11 protein-coding genes are annotated in these 15,092 nt (G+C 59.9%); 6 read left to right on the top strand and 5 right to left on the bottom strand.

Features of this window, described 5'->3' with window-relative positions; genetic code table 11:
• Positions 1–123 precede the first annotated feature (123 nt).
• From I2H81_RS02655 to I2H81_RS02640, 4 genes are all read left to right on the top strand, one after another.
• Complete coding sequence (locus tag I2H81_RS02655) at positions 124–1,032, top strand: HAD-IIB family hydrolase (protein WP_195644440.1); 909 nt, start codon at positions 124–126, stop codon at positions 1,030–1,032.
• Positions 1,033–1,042: 10 nt separating this feature from the next.
• Entirely contained in the window at positions 1,043–1,939 is an 897-nt protein-coding gene (locus tag I2H81_RS02650; RefSeq protein WP_148331535.1) for a LysR family transcriptional regulator, read from the top strand.
• Positions 1,940–2,094: 155 nt separating this feature from the next.
• Positions 2,095–3,228: a 5-methyltetrahydropteroyltriglutamate--homocysteine S-methyltransferase gene (locus tag I2H81_RS02645; protein ID WP_229108031.1), complete on the top strand. Its 1,134-nt coding sequence runs from the start codon at positions 2,095–2,097 to the stop codon at positions 3,226–3,228.
• 121 nt (positions 3,229–3,349) lie between these two features.
• Positions 3,350–4,684 carry a uracil-xanthine permease family protein gene (locus I2H81_RS02640; protein ID WP_195644438.1) on the top strand — a complete coding sequence of 445 codons (1,335 nt, stop codon included), beginning with the start codon at positions 3,350–3,352 and terminating at the stop codon, positions 4,682–4,684.
• 60 nt (positions 4,685–4,744) lie between these two features.
• Here the strand turns inward: I2H81_RS02640 and I2H81_RS02635 are convergent, their stop codons facing one another.
• The 4 genes from I2H81_RS02635 to I2H81_RS02620 form a co-directional block, all read right to left on the bottom strand.
• Entirely contained in the window at positions 4,745–5,410 is a 666-nt protein-coding gene (locus tag I2H81_RS02635) for an alpha/beta hydrolase (RefSeq protein WP_124786412.1), read from the bottom strand.
• 207 nt (positions 5,411–5,617) lie between these two features.
• Positions 5,618–7,402 carry a carbohydrate-binding domain-containing protein gene (locus tag I2H81_RS02630; protein WP_195644437.1) on the bottom strand — a complete coding sequence of 595 codons (1,785 nt, stop codon included), beginning with the start codon at positions 7,400–7,402 and terminating at the stop codon, positions 5,618–5,620.
• A 271-nt stretch (positions 7,403–7,673) separates the two neighbouring features.
• Positions 7,674–9,461 carry an LPXTG cell wall anchor domain-containing protein gene (locus I2H81_RS02625; protein WP_195644436.1) on the bottom strand — a complete coding sequence of 596 codons (1,788 nt, stop codon included), beginning with the start codon at positions 9,459–9,461 and terminating at the stop codon, positions 7,674–7,676.
• Between the two features lie 207 nt (positions 9,462–9,668).
• Positions 9,669–10,982 carry an NCS2 family permease gene (locus tag I2H81_RS02620; protein WP_117582871.1) on the bottom strand — a complete coding sequence of 438 codons (1,314 nt, stop codon included), beginning with the start codon at positions 10,980–10,982 and terminating at the stop codon, positions 9,669–9,671.
• Between the two features lie 193 nt (positions 10,983–11,175).
• Here I2H81_RS02620 and I2H81_RS02615 point away from each other — a divergent pair, with 193 nt between their 5' ends.
• Together I2H81_RS02615 and bsh are read left to right on the top strand one after the other, a co-directional pair.
• Positions 11,176–11,595, top strand: a complete 420-nt coding sequence (locus tag I2H81_RS02615) for a peptide deformylase (RefSeq protein WP_195644435.1) — start codon at positions 11,176–11,178, stop codon at positions 11,593–11,595.
• Between the two features lie 135 nt (positions 11,596–11,730).
• A complete protein-coding gene (bsh, locus tag I2H81_RS02610; RefSeq protein ID WP_195644434.1) occupies positions 11,731–12,696 on the top strand; it encodes a choloylglycine hydrolase in 966 nt (321 codons plus the stop codon).
• 81 nt (positions 12,697–12,777) lie between these two features.
• Here bsh and I2H81_RS02605 read toward each other — a convergent pair whose 3' ends face one another.
• A complete protein-coding gene (locus tag I2H81_RS02605) occupies positions 12,778–15,024 on the bottom strand; it encodes a KUP/HAK/KT family potassium transporter (RefSeq protein ID WP_118448785.1) in 2,247 nt (748 codons plus the stop codon).
• Between the last annotated feature and the right edge of the window lie 68 nt (positions 15,025–15,092).

The following is a 15,092-nucleotide window of genomic DNA, read 5'->3' as shown; positions in this document are numbered from 1 at the left end:
AGATTTATTTTGGCAGGTGGCAACAGGGGTGCTGCATTTTCCCAGATAAAACCTGCCAAAATAAACCTGTCCCTTATTGGCAGGTCGTTACAATGGTTACGGTGAAAATGACTGGGGGACTCTATGATCAAACTTGTGCTGACCGATATGGACGATACGCTGATTCCAGCCGGGCATGACGGTGCCAGTGACTACGCCATTGAGGGTATTCATGCCATGCAGGCGGCTGGTCTGCACTTTGGCCCGGTTTCGGGTCGCCAACCGTCCGCGATGGGCTGGATGTTCAAAAATCGTTCTGAGTGCTTTTCGACCGGTGCGTTCTGCAACGGCCAGGTCATGTTTGTCGACGGTCAGGCGGTCGCTTCGCGCGCGACCGACAACGATGCTCTGATGCGTCTGGCCGATTACCTCGAACAAGAGACCAACGATACCTATCTAAAGGTCTACAGCCTGGGTGACGACTTTTGGGATAACGATGCCTATTGCGTGACGAGCGACCCCGAGCGCGTGCGTCGCGCCATGGAGTCGGGCGGCAACGCATGGCTCAAGGGCGAAGAAGCCCCGTGCCGTCCTGTTATCGATGATGCCCCGGTATACAAGGCGAATATCTGGAGTGCCCGTTCGCGTGAGGAGCTCGCAGAGCTACGCGAGCGCGTTGCCGCTGAGGTGCCGGAGCTCTCGCTTGTGTTTCCCAACAACCGCGTGCGCCTGTTCGATATCCTTCCAGCAGGTTGGGACAAGGGTTGCGCCGCCCTGGAGCTGGCGCGTGCTTTGGACCTGACGCTCGACGAGGTGGCCGTATTCGGTGATTCCGATAACGATCTACCCATGATCGATGCCGTTCCCAACTCCGTTGCAGTCGCCAATGCCAACGAGGCTGTCACGGCTGCCGCGCGCTGGCATATCGGCGCTGCGGTAGACGATGCGGTCGCTGGGGCTCTGCATCAGATTGCCGCCTGCGCCGCGACGGGGGAGATGCCGCCGTTTATGCGTCAGGTGGGCGAGACGGGTTTCGACGTCATGAACGTCTAGGGAGGGCGCTATGAAGCTTCAGCAGCTCAGGTATGTCGTCAAAGTTGCCGAATGCGGCAGCATCACCGAGGCCTCGCGCCGACTCTTTGTGTCGCAGCCTTCGATTACCGCGTCGATTCGCGATCTCGAAAACGAGATGGGTGTGCATATCTTTGAACGCACCAACAAGGGTGTCATTGTGTCCGAGGAGGGCGAGACCTTCTTGGGCTACGCGCGCCAGGTGCTCGACCAGGCCGACCTGCTCGAGGGCAAGTACAAGGGCGCGTCCGAGCAGGTGCCGCACTTTAGTGTGAGCTGCCAGCATTATTCCTTTGCCGTCAACGCGTTTGTCGATGTGATCCGTGAGTTCGATGCCGCGCGTTATGACTTTACCCTGCGCGAGGAGCAAACCCACGAGATTATCGAGGACGTCGCGCATATGAAAAGCGAGCTGGGCATCTTGTACCTGTCCGAGCACAATCGCGAGGTTATCGAGCGCATGCTGGCGGCCAACGAGCTCGTATTCGAGGGACTCTTCTGCGCCACGCCGCACGTTTTTGTGTGTGCAGACCATCCGCTGGCGGGCCGCTCGAGCGTGACGCTCGAGGACTTGGAAGACTACCCGTTCCTGTCCTATGAGCAGGGCAGCTATAACTCGTTCTACTATTCCGAAGAGCTGACCTCGACGTTTGAGCGCCGCAAGAATATCCGCGTGCGCGACCGTGCGACGCTGTTCAACCTGGCCATGGGACTCAACGGCTACACGGTGTGTTCGGGCGTGATCAGCCACGAGCTCAACGGCCCCGGCATCATCTCGATTCCGCTCGATGTGGACGAGTACATGGAGATTGGCATCATCACGCGCAAGAACACGACACTCACGCGCTACGGCCAAGCCTATATCGACGCGATCCGTCAGCATATCTAGGCTGCTGTGCTCCGCGCGGGTCAAATTTCTTTATGGCAGTCCAGACTGATATAGGAATTATCTATATCAAACTGTTGTAAACGTATATTTTACGATGGCCATATGAGCGCTCATACTCTGTCCCAGTAAAGCAACCAATGCAAAGGGAGATATCTATGAGTGCTTTAACCACGCTGAACGCGCCGTTTCGCGCCGATATCGTCGGCAGTTTTCTTCGTCCGCAGGTCGTGAAGGACGCCCGTGCCGCCTACGCCGCGGGTACGCTCGATGGCGAGGGGCTTAAGGCCGTCGAAGATGAGGCTATTCGCGACCTAGTGGACAAGCAAAAGACCGCCGGCCTGCAGGTCATCACTGATGGCGAGTTTCGCCGCAGCTACTGGCACCTCGATTTTATGTGGGGGCTGAACGGCGTCGAGCGTCGCACCTCGCGTACGGGCTATATGTTCCACGATGAGGAGACCACCGCCGACACCGCCGTGGTGACTGGTCCCATTAGCGGCGAGAGTCATCCGTTCGTCGAGCACTTCAAATTTGTCAAGGCGCTCGAGGGGGAGGGCCAGGTCGCGCGGCAAACTATTCCGGCGCCGATCCAGACGTTCTCCGAAGTCACGCTCGACCGCTGCGATGGCCAGCAGGAGAGCCTGCGCGCTGTCTATAAGACCGACGAAGAGCTCGCCGACGCCATCGCGGCGGCATACCGCACCGTGATTGCCGACCTGTATGCCGCAGGCTGCCGCAACATTCAATTTGATGACTGCACCTGGGGCATCTATTGCGATACCGACTTTGTGGCAAAGACTGGTATGAGCCCGGTCGACCTGCAAAAGGTGAGCGAGCTGGGCGTGGCGCTCAACAACGCCGCCATCGAGGGCAAGCCCGACGACCTGGTCATCAACACGCATGTGTGCCGTGGTAATTACCACTCCACCTATGCCTTCGAGGGCGGCTATGACCCCATCGCGCCGTACCTGTTCGCACACGAGAACGTCGATGCGTTCTACCTTGAGTTCGATACGCCGCGTGCCGGCGGTTTTGAGCCGCTGAAGTACGTTGCCCCCGGCAAGAAGGTCGTGTTGGGCCTGGTGACCACCAAGGCCGCTGAGCTTGAGGACGAGGATGCCATCGTTGAGCGTATTCACGAGGCTGCAAAGTATGTTCCGCTCGAGAACCTGTATCTGTCTCCGCAGTGTGGCTTTGCCAGCTGCGAGATTGGCAACAAGCTGACCGAGGACGAGCAGTGGGCGAAGATCGCGCTGGTCAGGCGCATTGCCGAGCGCGTTTGGAAGTAGCAGTACCGTTTGCGGGGACGGTGCGTGCGGGGCGGCATATATCACGTACAATGGTTCGGATCGTATCGTTCGGGCAGGTTATCCGATATGCCCGATCGCCCTTCTATTCGAAAGGACATCCATGTCCCAGTCTTCGACGCCCGCTGTCGCCGATGCCATCTACGATGCGTCGTCGCTCGGCCGCCCGCGCATGTTCCTACTCGGTCTGCAGCATCTATTCGCGATGTTCGGTGCCACGGTGCTCGTACCCGTGCTCACCGGTCTCTCGGTTTCGGCAACGCTTCTGTTTGCCGGCCTGGGCACGCTGCTGTTCCACTTCCTGTCGCGCGGCAAGGTGCCGGCCTTCTTGGGCTCGTCGTTTGCCTTTATTGCCGGTTATGCCGCAATCGCGCCCAACGGCGAGGCCGAGCTTTTGCCCTACGCCTGCCTGGGCGTAGCCTGCGCCGGCCTGCTCTATCCGGTGCTGGCGGCGCTCTTCCGTGCGTTTGGCGCCAAGCGTGTTATGCGCTTCTTTCCGCCAGTGGTGACTGGCCCCATCGTCATTTCCATCGGTCTGATCTTGGCAAGCTCCGCCATTGCCAACTGCCAGACCAATTGGCTTGTTGCCGTTGTCGCTGTGGCAGTGATCATCATCTGCAACATTTGGGGCCGCGGCATGGTCAAGATCGTGCCGATCTTGCTGGGCGTCGTGGTGAGCTATGCCGTTGCCGCTGCGCTCGGCGAGGTCGATTTTTCGGGCGTTGCCGCCGCTCCCTGGGTCGGTCTGCCCATCATGTGGGACAACACCGTGTTTGCGCTCTTTGGCCCGCAGTTCGATAGCGGTCTTGCCACGACGGCCATCATCACCATTATGCCGCTGGCCTTTGCGACCATGATCGAGCATATCGGTGATATCTCGGCTATCGGCTCCACTTGCGAGCGTAACTACATCGCCGATCCCGGCCTGCATCGCACGCTGCTCGGCGACGGCCTTGCCACGATTTTGGCTTCGCTCTTTGGCGCTCCGGCCAACACCACGTATGGTGAGAACACCGGCGTGCTTGCCCTGACGCGCGTGTTTGACCCGCGCGTGATTCGCGTTGCCGCGTGCTGCGCCATCGTGCTTTCGTTCTGCCCCAAGTTCGCGGCTGTCATCGCCGCCATGCCGGCGTGCGTAATCGGCGGTGTGTCGCTCGTGCTCTATGGCATGATCAGCGCCGTAGGCGTGCGCAACCTCATTGAGAACCAGGTCGATTTCCAGAACAACCGCAACGTGCTGGTGGCCGCTCTGGTGCTCGTGCTTTCGCTCGGCATTGCGTACAGCACCGCCGGCGCCATCGTGTTGGAGCTGGGCGGCGTGACGATTTCGCTTTCGGGTCTTGCCGTGGGTTCGCTGGTGGGTATCGTGCTCAATGCGATTCTGCCGGGTAATGACTTTGAGTTTGATGTCTCGGAACTCGAAGGGTCTGCCGAATAGCAGCTGTGTCCAACTCAGTTAAAAAAGCCGGCCATGCGTCCGATGCGCATGGCCGGCTTTTTAGTGCGCAAGAACCCAGTGGATGCCACGCGCCATGCGCAGGTCGGTTTGGGCAAAGTGGTTGCCGGGGTTGAGTTCCAGTGTTGTGAGGATGCCGCGCTCAACGAGCAACGTTTCCATTGCGCGCGTGTCGTCAAGTACGTGCCGCATCATGCGGTTGGGCGTCTTGGTTTCCTTTTTGCCGAGTGACAGATAGACGGCCTGCGGGTTGCCGGCAAAAGGGGCCGTGCTGGCGCGATCGACAAAGTCGGGAAACCACAACGACCCCGATGCGCTTGCGGCGCGGCTAAAGGCGTCGGTTTGCCAGAGGGACCAGAGCGCGAAGAGGCCCGCGAGCGAGTAGCCGGCAATGCCGCGCCAGGTGGGCGGCTGAGGAAGCGACGACTCGGCCTCTGGGATTATCCAGTTCAACAGCTCATCGAGAAATCCGGATGCCTGACCGCCAAAGGGCTCGGCATCGCGCACGGTTCCGTCGCATCCCCAGGGGCTCAGCTCGCGATTCCAGTTGAGGCTGCCAATGCCGACAAGCGTGAAGGGCGGGCAGTTGAGCTCTCGGCAGCGTTCATAAACCTCCGTGCCGTCGCCCATGACCACGGGAAGATAGATGACTGGTGCGCTTTCGGCATGCTGTGCATGAACGGTTATCTGCTTTTGATGCGCTTCCATGACGGGCTTCTCTCGGCGTTGTGATATCGACGGCCCCCATTGTCGCACGCCGGCTCATGCAGGTTGGGCTAGACCAAAGACAATCTCGTGCATACCCTGCGGACGCATATGGAAAACGCCACCGCCGGAGGGGAGCTCGGCGGTGGCGTTGTTAAACGGTGCTGGGACTCGGGGCCTTCGCGGGAGCTGCCATGTGCGCAGAGGCGTCTAAGAGCGCTTGCGGCTCGCCATGGTGCCTGCGGCGATAGCGGCTGTTCCCGCAAGGACGGTTGCCACGATGGCCGCACCCGAGGTGTCGCCGGTTGCCGCGAGCACGCCGGTAGTCTTGGCTTTCGTGATTGAAGCCGCAACGGCCTTGGTCGGCTTTGAGCCCTCAGGCTTGGGGTTCTGCTTGGACTCCGCGGGCTTGCTTTCTGCGGGCTTGGTCTCGTCGGGCTTGGGGTCTTCCGGCTTGGCTACCTCGGGAGGTGCGATGACCATGCTCTTGGCGACAGCTTCGTTATAGGGGGAGTCGATCACAGCGTCGCCCGTGCCGATGGCTTGGCCTGCCTCGTAGATGCCGTCACGGAGCTTGCGATAGTCAATGACCTTGCCGCCTTCGGGCGTCTGGATGGCGGCGTTCTCAATCTTGATGGTGCCGATTGTCTTGCCGTCAGCGCTCATGGCACGGGCAAAGATTGCCGCTGTATCTCCTTCGGCCGTTACCTTGCTGCGGATGATCGAGATGACTGCGGGTGTGACGCCCTCGCTGGTCTGGGCGATGATGCCGATGTTCTCGCCTTGGGGCTCGGGGCTCGTCTCACCATCTTGGTTTTCGCTGTAGGGGATGGGGCCGTCGCCGTTCTCGACATAGCGGGCTATGGCCTTGACAACGGAGTCGCTGATGTAGATGTGGCCACCCTCCTCGTTGGGTCGATCGTTTCTGGTGGAGAATGCAGCCGAAACCTCGCCTTCCGCAAACGCGTCCACGGTGGAGCCGTTCTTGACGACGATATCGTCTTGGTAGGTGAAGAGGGCAATGGCACCACCGTATCTGCCTTTACTTGCGCGGACTGTCACGTTTGCATGATCGAGTGTGATGCCCTTGTGGGCATAGACGCCATATTCAACACCGTTTGCGTTGAGGGAGGCGTTTGTGGCTGCGAGGCTGCCCTTGGCCTCGACGGCGGCGTCTTTCTCGGAGCTCGCCTTGACCTGGCTGCCGTCCGAGATATTGATGTTGCCGCCGCTCCAAATGGCCTCACCATCGGCTGAGCTTGCCTCGACTGTGCCGCCACCCTTGATGGTGAGGTTCTTGTCGGTTCCAATACCCTTGTCCTCGGTAGCCCTGGCGGTGACGGCTCCGCTGTCGTCAATCGTGATATTGCCGTTTGCCCTGATGCCATCCGATGCACCCGTGGCGTTGACGTTGCCCGAACCTTTGATAGCGAGATCACCCCCGGCATTGATGGCATCAAACCCAGTGCTCGTGGCGTTGACGGATCCGGCTCCGTCGATGTTGATATTACCCGTGGAGAGGATAGCGTCCTCAGTAGATGTCACGCTGAGCGTGCTGCCCGCGTCGCCTTGGATATTGAGCTCGGCATTCTCATTCTTGCCATGAGAAGCCTTGATGCCTTCGATCCAGTCGGCAGTGACGATGTTGTTTCCCGAGTAATTCACGTTGAGCTTGCCTGCGGCCTGGATCTCGCCGCCGTTATAGTTGTTGAGCTTCAAGTCGTCGGCGCCGTCCCACGACCAGGTACCGGCCTCGTCGCTCGCCGCGGTGTTGTACTTGTTGCCGCCGACCTTGACCCATTCCGCTGCGAGCGAGACGCTCGGCATGAGCAGCGAGCTCACCGTGAGCGCGCACACGGCGCCCGCGACGATGCGGCGCGTCACGCGGCGCCAGCTGCCGTGCGCGAGTCCTATGCGACGGCGAACGTCGGGTTCGGCAACATGGGTTCCGGCGGTAGCGTTATTGCGTTTGGGGGTCGTGAACAAGGCTGCCATGGTTGCTCCCGTTCTCATAGGGCCTATACGACTAGATTCAGCGTATCTGCTGGATGTTGCCGGCGGTAGTGCCGTTTGGAGGGCAAAATGGCCAAAATGGGGGAGAAATAGGCCGCACGCCGGCGCAGGGACCGGCGCTAAAAGAAAAGCGCGGGGCCGCATGGCGACTCCGCGCTTTATTGTTCAGCTTTTGCAGCCTTGCCCTCACGCTACGAAGAAGTAGACGAGGAAGGCAAGGGCCGCGATCCACCCGTCCTGTGCGAAAAAGTGTTTACGAGCGCTTGCGGCTCACCACGGCGCCTGCGGCGATGGCGGCTGTTCCCGCAAGGGCGGCTGCCACGATGGCTGTGCTCGAGGCGTCGCCGGTTGCCGCGAGCTTGCCGGTGGTCTTGGCTCCCGTGGCTGCAACTGCAACGGTCTTGGTCGTCTTCGTGCCCTCGGACTTGGAACCCTCGGGCTTGGTCTCGCCGGACTTTTCCTCGGGTTTGATCTCCTCGGGAGGTACGATGACCGCGCTCTTGGCGACAGCGGCGTCATAGGGGGAGTCGATCGCAGCATTGCCCGTGCCGATGGTTTGACCTGCCTCGTAGGAGATACTGGGGCCGTACTCTTCTTCGTGGCGATAGTCAATGATCTTGCCGCCTGCGGGCGTCTGAATGGGAGCGCCTTCGATCTCGATGGTACCGATCGCCTTGCCGTCCTCGCTTATGGCAAGGGCGAAGATTGCCGCCGTGTCTCCCTCGGCCGTGACCTTGCTGCGGACGATCGAGATACTCGCGGGCGTGATGCCCTCGTAGGTCTGGGCGAAGATGCCGATGTTCAGACCCCTAGGCTCTGGGGTGACCTCGCCGCTTTGGTCGTTGCTGTAGTGATCGGGGCCATCGCCACCGGTCTCGACATAGCGGGCTATAGCCTTAACAACGGAGTCGCTGATGTAGATGTGGCCGCCAGCGATGTTTGGCTGGTGGTTTCTGGTAGAGATTGCAACCGAGAATTTGCCTTCTGCGAACGCGTCCACGATGGAACCATTCTTGATGACGATGTCGTCCCCGTCAGTGATGAGGGCGATGGCCTGGCCGCCGCTCGCGCTTGTGCGGACCGTCACGGTCGCGTGATCGAGCGTAACGCCCTTGTAGGCATAGACACCATATTCAACACCGCTTGCGTCAAGGGAGGCGTTCGTGACCGCGAGACTACCCTCAGCGTCGACGGCAAGATCTCCCTGGGAGCTTGCCTCGACCTGGCTGCCGCCCGAGATGTCGATGTTGCCGTCAGCCCAAATCGCCGCTTCTTCTATCGAGCTTGCTTCTTCCTTGCCACCGCCTTTGATGATCAGGTCACTGCCCGCGGTGACGCCGTAACCTTCGCCTCCTTTAGCGATCACTGTGCCAGAGGAATCGATGGTGGTCTTGCCCTTGGATCGGATGCCTTCGGTACCGCCCGTTGCATTCACAGTGCCCGATCCCGTGATAGAGAGATCGCCCTTTGCCTCAATTCCGTCGGAAGAAGTGCTTGTGGTGTTCACAGTGCCTGGGCCAGAAATGGAGAGGTCGCCTGTGGATTTAATTGCATCGGCCTCGGCTGTCACATTGAGCTCATCCGTGCTATTCGAGCTCGTTATGTTCAACTCTGCTTTCTGGCTAGTGCCATCCTGCGCCTTGATGGCGGCTCCGGTGTAATCGGGCTCGGTTTTCACGGTGTTCTTGCCCCCGTAGGCAATGTTGAGCTTGCCCGCAGCATGGATCGCACCGCCGTCATAGCCGTTGAGCTTCATATCGTCGGCGCCGTCCCAGCTCCAGGTGCCGGCGGCGTCTCCCGTGGGGCCCGCGGCCGCTTCGTGGCGGACGCCGCCAACGTCCACCCACTCCGCCGCGAGCGATACGCTCGGCATGAGCAGCGAGCTTACCGTAAGCGCGCATACGGCGCCTACAACGATGCGGCGTGTCACGCGGCGCCAGCTGCCGTGTGCGAGCAGCGTGCGACGGCGCACGTCGGGCTCGACAAAATGGGCTCCAGAGGTTTTGTCATTGCGCTTGGGGGTCGTGAACAAGGCGGCCATGGTTACTCCCATCCTCATAGGGCCTATGCGGTTATATCCAGCATATCTGCAGGATGTAGCCGTCGGTAGTGCCGTTTGGAGGGCAAAATGTCCAAAACTTGGGAAGCAATATATCGCGCGTCCGTGCGATGCCTGGCTTTAAAAGAAAAGCGCGGAGCCGCTCGATGCGACTCCGCGCTTTGGTGTTCTGCTTTGGCAGCTTTGCCGCTACGCTACAAAGAAGTAGACGAGGAAGGCAAGGGCTGCGATCCACATGAGCGGCTTGATCTTGGAGGCCTCGCCCTTAAAGAGCGCGACGATCACGTAGGCGATAAAGCCCAGACCGATGCCGGCAGAGATGGAGTAGGTGAAGGGCACGCCGGCGACAATCATGAACGCCGGGAAACCCTGCGACACGTCGGACCAGTCGATCTCGGAGGCCTCGCTCATCATGAGGTAACCGACGTAGACCAGAGCACCGCAGGTGGCGGCGCTGGAAACGATGGTGACGATGGGGGAGAAGAACGCGGCGAGAATGAACAGCACGCCGGTGGTGACGGAGGTGAGGCCCGTGCGGCCACCGTCGGCAGCGCCAGAGGTGGACTCGACGAAGGTAGTGATGGAGGAGACGCCCATAAAGCCACCGGCAGCAGCGGCCACGGAGTCGACGACCAGGATGGGACGGATGTCCTCGACATTGCCGTCCTCGGTCAAGAACTCGCCCTGCTTGGCGACGGCCATCGCGGTGCCCATGGTGTCGAAGAAGTCGCTCATGAGCAGCGAGAAGGCAACGACGAGCAGCATCGGGTCGGTCAGAACCTTCACGATGGCCATGTTGCCATCAGCGGTGCTGGCAAACGGGGCGCCAAAGGTCGAGAAGTCGAGCGGTGCGATGAGGCCCTCGGGCGCATGGGTGACGCCCAGCGGGATACCGGCGATAACGGCAACGATGATGCCGATGAGCAGCGAGCCCGGCACGTTGCGGGAAGCCAGGGCAACCGTCACGACGATGGAGATGATGCCGACGATAAAGGTGGGGGAGGTGATGTCGCCCAAGCCGACGAGCGTACCGGCGCCAGCGGTGATGATGCCGGCGTCGCACAGGCCGATCATGGCGATAAACAGGCCCAGACCCACCGAGATGGCGTGGCGCAGGACCACGGGGATGGCATCCATGATGGCCTCGCGCAGGCCGCAAAGGACGAGCAGCAAGATGACGATACCTTCGAGGAAGATAACGCTCATGGCAACGTGCCAGTCACCGCCGCACATGGTGGTGGTGATGCCCGCGATCATGGCGTTGATGCCCAGGCCCGACGCGCAGGCGAGCGGGCGGTTGGCGAAGATGCCCATGCAGATGGTCATGATGCCGGCGCCCAGGCAGGTGGCGCAGGCGAGCGCTCCCGCATCGATGCCGGCGCCCGAGAGCACTGCGGGGTTGACGGCGATGATGTAGGCCATCGCCAGGAATGTTGTCAGTCCAGCGCGAAGTTCGGTCCCGATTGTGGACTTGCGCTCACTGACGTGAAATAGTTCGTCCATGCATACCCTTTCCTTGTTCGGCCCCGAGTTTAGGCCGATTGACACGAACTTAACTACTATATCGCCTTTGAAAGATTGATGTTCCTCGCGTGTTGAAGTTCGGCGCTTTGTAGCAGACGGACGGTATTATTCGCATGAAAATGTGTAGGTACCGTATACTTAAGCGGTTACAACGACCCCTATGGAGGAACGTATGATTAAAGAGCTTTGCCACGACGAGGCTATCCTGTCCCAGCGTTGCGAGGTTGCGACCGTCGAGGACGAGTCGGTTGCTCAGGACCTGATCGATACCATCAAGTCGCTCGACGATGCCGGCTGCTTGGCCGCCAACCAGATTGGCGTTACCAAGAAGGTTTGCGTCTACTTGGACGATGCCGGCGAGCCCCACGTGCTCTACAACCCTCGTCTGGTGTTTGGCCTGGGCGCCAGCAAGATGGAGGAGAGCTGCCTGACGCACGACGAGATCACCAAGTCCACGCGCTACATCAAGTGCAAGGTCGCCTTTGACCAGATCGTCGACGGCAAGATGAAGGAGTGCCGCCGCGACTATGCAGGCTTCGAAGCTCAGATGATCCAGCACATGATTGATCACTGCCAAGGCAAACTTGTCTAGGGTGGTTCAATTGGGGACCGAATTTGCGGTCTTTGTCCCGGGCGTGACATTGTTGTCATGTCCGGGCTTTTTTTGTTTAGCGCCTCTTTGTTTGGTGACAATGAGTTTAGCAAGAACGAAAAGCTAGGAGGCGCTATGTGCACGAGCATTCGATTTACCGATAATTCTGGCCACATGTATCTGGGCCGTAACCTCGACTGGAGCTTTGACTACGGCCAACAGGTTCGCGTGATGCCGCGCGGGTTTCACATTCCGTATTCGTTTATCGACGACGCGACAGCGGCACACGCGGTGATCGGCATGTGCATCGATTACAAGAACTACCCCATGTTCTTCGACTGCGGCAACGATGCGGGCCTCGCCGTGGCGGGTCTCAATTTCCCGGGTTATGCCGAGTATGCCGAGGATCCTGCCGACGGCAAGACCAATATCGCGGCCTATGAGTTTCCCCTGTGGGTGGCAGCGACGTTCTCGACGGTCGACGAGGTCGAGGCTGCGTTGCACGATACGGTGATTGTTGCCAAATCTGCAGGAGAGGGGCTGGGCGTGTCGCTGCTCCATTGGATTATCGGCGACAGGCAGCGTAGCATCGTGGTCGAGATGATGGCTGACGGCCTGCACGTATACGACGATCCGGTCGACACCCTTGCCAACCAGCCGACCTTCCCGTGGCATATGGAAAATCTACGCACCTATATCACCGCCACAAGCGATTTTCCGCAGACGGCGACGTGGCGTGGCGCCGAGCTTAAGCCCTATGGAGCCGGTGCCGGCATGCGCGGCATTCCCGGCGACTGCTATTCGCCGAGCCGTTTTGTAAAGGCAGCGTACCTCAACGCCAATTACCCGCAAAAAGACAGCGAGGCCGAAAACGTCGTCCGCATGTTCCGCTCGCTCGAAGGCGTGGCGATGATCGAGGGAGCGTCCAAGATGGGCGATGGTAAGTTCGAGAAGACTATCTATACCGGATGCTTTAGCGCGCGCACGGGCAATTATTACTACGCGATGTATGGGGATCCGTCGATTCGCTACGTGAGCCTGATGGATGCCGAGGGCGCGAGCCCCGATAGGCTCGTGGTTCCCGAGCCGCGTCGTTCGTAGCTCACTGGTCCGTTGCGACATAAAACGGCCTCGCACCTCCTATGAGATGCGAGGCCGTTGTCGTCAATGGCTGGTGGCGTGTTAGAAGTTGGCGTCGTTGAACTGGGTGCTCTCGAGTCCGTCGAGTTGCTGTTCGGGCGTATCGGCGACGCTCTCGAGCAGCTCGGTGGGATCGACGTTCATGCTCTTGCCGGCCTCGTTGCCGTTGACCAAGTCGTCCGAGAAGATGTCGACCTCCATTTCCTCGGCCTCTTCGATCTGAACCTCGAGCGGCACCTGGGTGCGCACAAGTTTGACGGCCGGGCGCATGCGGGCAAAGAGCGGTACGTACTCAATGATGATGGCCGAGTTCTCGAGACCGTACCAGCGTGCCGGGCTTCCGCAGGCGCGGCGGACGGCGTACTTGATGGCCATGACGCGATGGTCGTTGCGGTTGATGTCCGTTTCGGGGGCAAGCATCTTGCGCAGCATGCAAAAGCGGAAGTCGCCCACGTTGCCGCGTGTCTCGTAGATAGAGTAGGTGTGATGCTGCGGCGGCAGCTCGCCCGATGCCATCAAGTCGCCGACGATTTGGCGCAGGTAGGCATTAACGCGCTGGTTGACCTTAAAGCCCAAGTCCAGGCGCACGCGGAACAAAAAGTCCGTGCCAAAGGTCTCGACGGAATACTCGTGCGTATAGGGCTCGTCGGTAACGTGCACGTTGATGAACCAGTATGCCTTGGCGCGCTTGGGATGTTTGTCCAGGATGGAATAGAGCACGTCGCGGTCGAGCGTGAGCGGATCGGGGCTGTTGGTGAGGAACACCAGATTGTCGGCGAGCACGGGGTAGGTCTCGTCGTTGCGCAGGCGGTTGAGCTGGTCAATGTACTTGGAGACGGGCAGCAGGATCGTCTGCGTGCGCTCGATGGCGGTGCCGCGACGCCACACATACATAAGGCCAAACAGCAGTGCGGCCAAGAAGATCATCACATAGCCGCCGTCAAAGAACATGGTGAGGCACGAGGCGAAAAAGCACAGCTCAATGGCGCCGAAGAGCAGGGCGAAGACGCAGGCGCCCAGCTTGTGCTTGAGAATGCCGGCGATATAGCTCGTCAAAAGCGTGGTGGTCATAAGCATGGTCACGGTAATGGCGAGGCCGTAGGCACTCTCCATGCGCTCGGAGTTTTGGAACAGCAGCACGATGAAGATGCAGCCGACCCACATGATGTTATTGACGAGCGGAATATAGAGCTGGCCCTTGGTGTCGCTGGGGTAGTGGATGCGCAGGTGCGGCATAAGGTTGAGGCGCGTTGCCTCGGATACCAGCGAGAACGAGCCGGTGATGAGCGCCTGTGAGGCGATGATGGCCGCCACGGCCGAAAGCACGATGGCAAAGGGGCGTAGGGGCTCGGGGAGCATCATATAGAACGGGTTGACGATATCCATCGCGAGCATCTGGGGGTTGGAGTTATTGGCGAGTAGCCAAGCTCCCTGACCCAGATAGTTGAGGATAAGGGCCGCCTTAACAAATGGCCAGGATGCATAGATGTTTGCCTTGCCCACGTGGCCCATGTCCGAGTAGAGTGCCTCGGCACCGGTTGTCGACAGGAAGACAAAGCCGAGCACCATGATGCCCGAATGGTTGATGGGCGAGAACAGGAACATAATGCCGCGGATGGGGTTGAGCGCGCGCAAGATGGACAGGTTGCCGAGCATGTTGAACAGACCGGCGCCTGCCAGGAACAGGAACCACAGCGTCATGAGCGGGCCGAACAGCTTGCCGATTGACGAGGTGCCGGCGCGCTGCATGGCAAATAGGCCGCAGATAATGATGATGGTGATGATGATGACGTTGGTCTGGCCGTCGCCCAGCAGCGCATGGCCCCATTCGATGGTGCGCAGACCCTCGATGGCTGTGGTGACCGTGACGGCGGGGGTGAGGATGCCGTCGGCAAGCAGTGCCGCACCGCCGATCATGGCGGGCAGAATCAGCCATGGTGCCACCTTGCGTACGAGGCTGAACAGGGCGAAGATGCCGCCTTCGTTGTGGTTGTCGGCCTTCATGGCGATTACCACGTACTTGACCGTGGTCACGAGCGTCATGGTCCAGATGACGAGCGAAAGCGCGCCCAGGATCATGTCCTCGCTGACGGTACCGATGCCGCCGTTGTTGGCGACGATTGATTTCATGGTGTACATGGGGCTCGTGCCGATGTCGCCATAGACGACGCCGAGCGTTACGAGCAGCATGCCAGCGGAGAGGGGGATGGCTCCGTGCCCGCCTTGCCCGCGCTGGTCTTGGAGGTTTGCCTCCAGTTTGTTGTGTGCCACGAGGACTCCCTTAGACATCCGGTTATCTGTCTAGGACAAAAAACTTTATGCCGTCTTTATACATACAAGAACAGTTTGGCACATCG

The organism is Collinsella aerofaciens (assembly GCF_015561195.1).
Classification (GTDB): Bacteria; Actinomycetota; Coriobacteriia; order Coriobacteriales; family Coriobacteriaceae; genus Collinsella; species Collinsella aerofaciens_AC.
The sequence above is the reverse complement of the archived record's forward strand: the minus strand, read 5'-3'. Positions and strand labels throughout refer to the sequence as shown.

Bases quoted from the DNA above. Each gene is read 5' to 3' on its own strand.
- I2H81_RS02655 (WP_195644440.1), top strand. From the start codon at position 124: ATGATCAAACTTGTGCTGACCGATATGGACGATACGCTGATTCCAGCC.
- I2H81_RS02650 (WP_148331535.1), top strand. From the start codon at position 1,043: ATGAAGCTTCAGCAGCTCAGGTATGTCGTCAAAGTTGCCGAATGCGGC.
- I2H81_RS02645 (WP_229108031.1), top strand. From the start codon at position 2,095: ATGAGTGCTTTAACCACGCTGAACGCGCCGTTTCGCGCCGATATCGTC.
- I2H81_RS02640 (WP_195644438.1), top strand. From the start codon at position 3,350: ATGTCCCAGTCTTCGACGCCCGCTGTCGCCGATGCCATCTACGATGCG.
- I2H81_RS02635 (WP_124786412.1), bottom strand. From the start codon at position 5,410: ATGGAAGCGCATCAAAAGCAGATAACCGTTCATGCACAGCATGCCGAA.
- I2H81_RS02630 (WP_195644437.1), bottom strand. From the start codon at position 7,402: ATGGCAGCCTTGTTCACGACCCCCAAACGCAATAACGCTACCGCCGGA.
- I2H81_RS02625 (WP_195644436.1), bottom strand. From the start codon at position 9,461: ATGGCCGCCTTGTTCACGACCCCCAAGCGCAATGACAAAACCTCTGGA.
- I2H81_RS02620 (WP_117582871.1), bottom strand. From the start codon at position 10,982: ATGGACGAACTATTTCACGTCAGTGAGCGCAAGTCCACAATCGGGACC.
- I2H81_RS02615 (WP_195644435.1), top strand. From the start codon at position 11,176: ATGATTAAAGAGCTTTGCCACGACGAGGCTATCCTGTCCCAGCGTTGC.
- bsh (WP_195644434.1), top strand. From the start codon at position 11,731: ATGTGCACGAGCATTCGATTTACCGATAATTCTGGCCACATGTATCTG.
- I2H81_RS02605 (WP_118448785.1), bottom strand. From the start codon at position 15,024: ATGTCTAAGGGAGTCCTCGTGGCACACAACAAACTGGAGGCAAACCTC.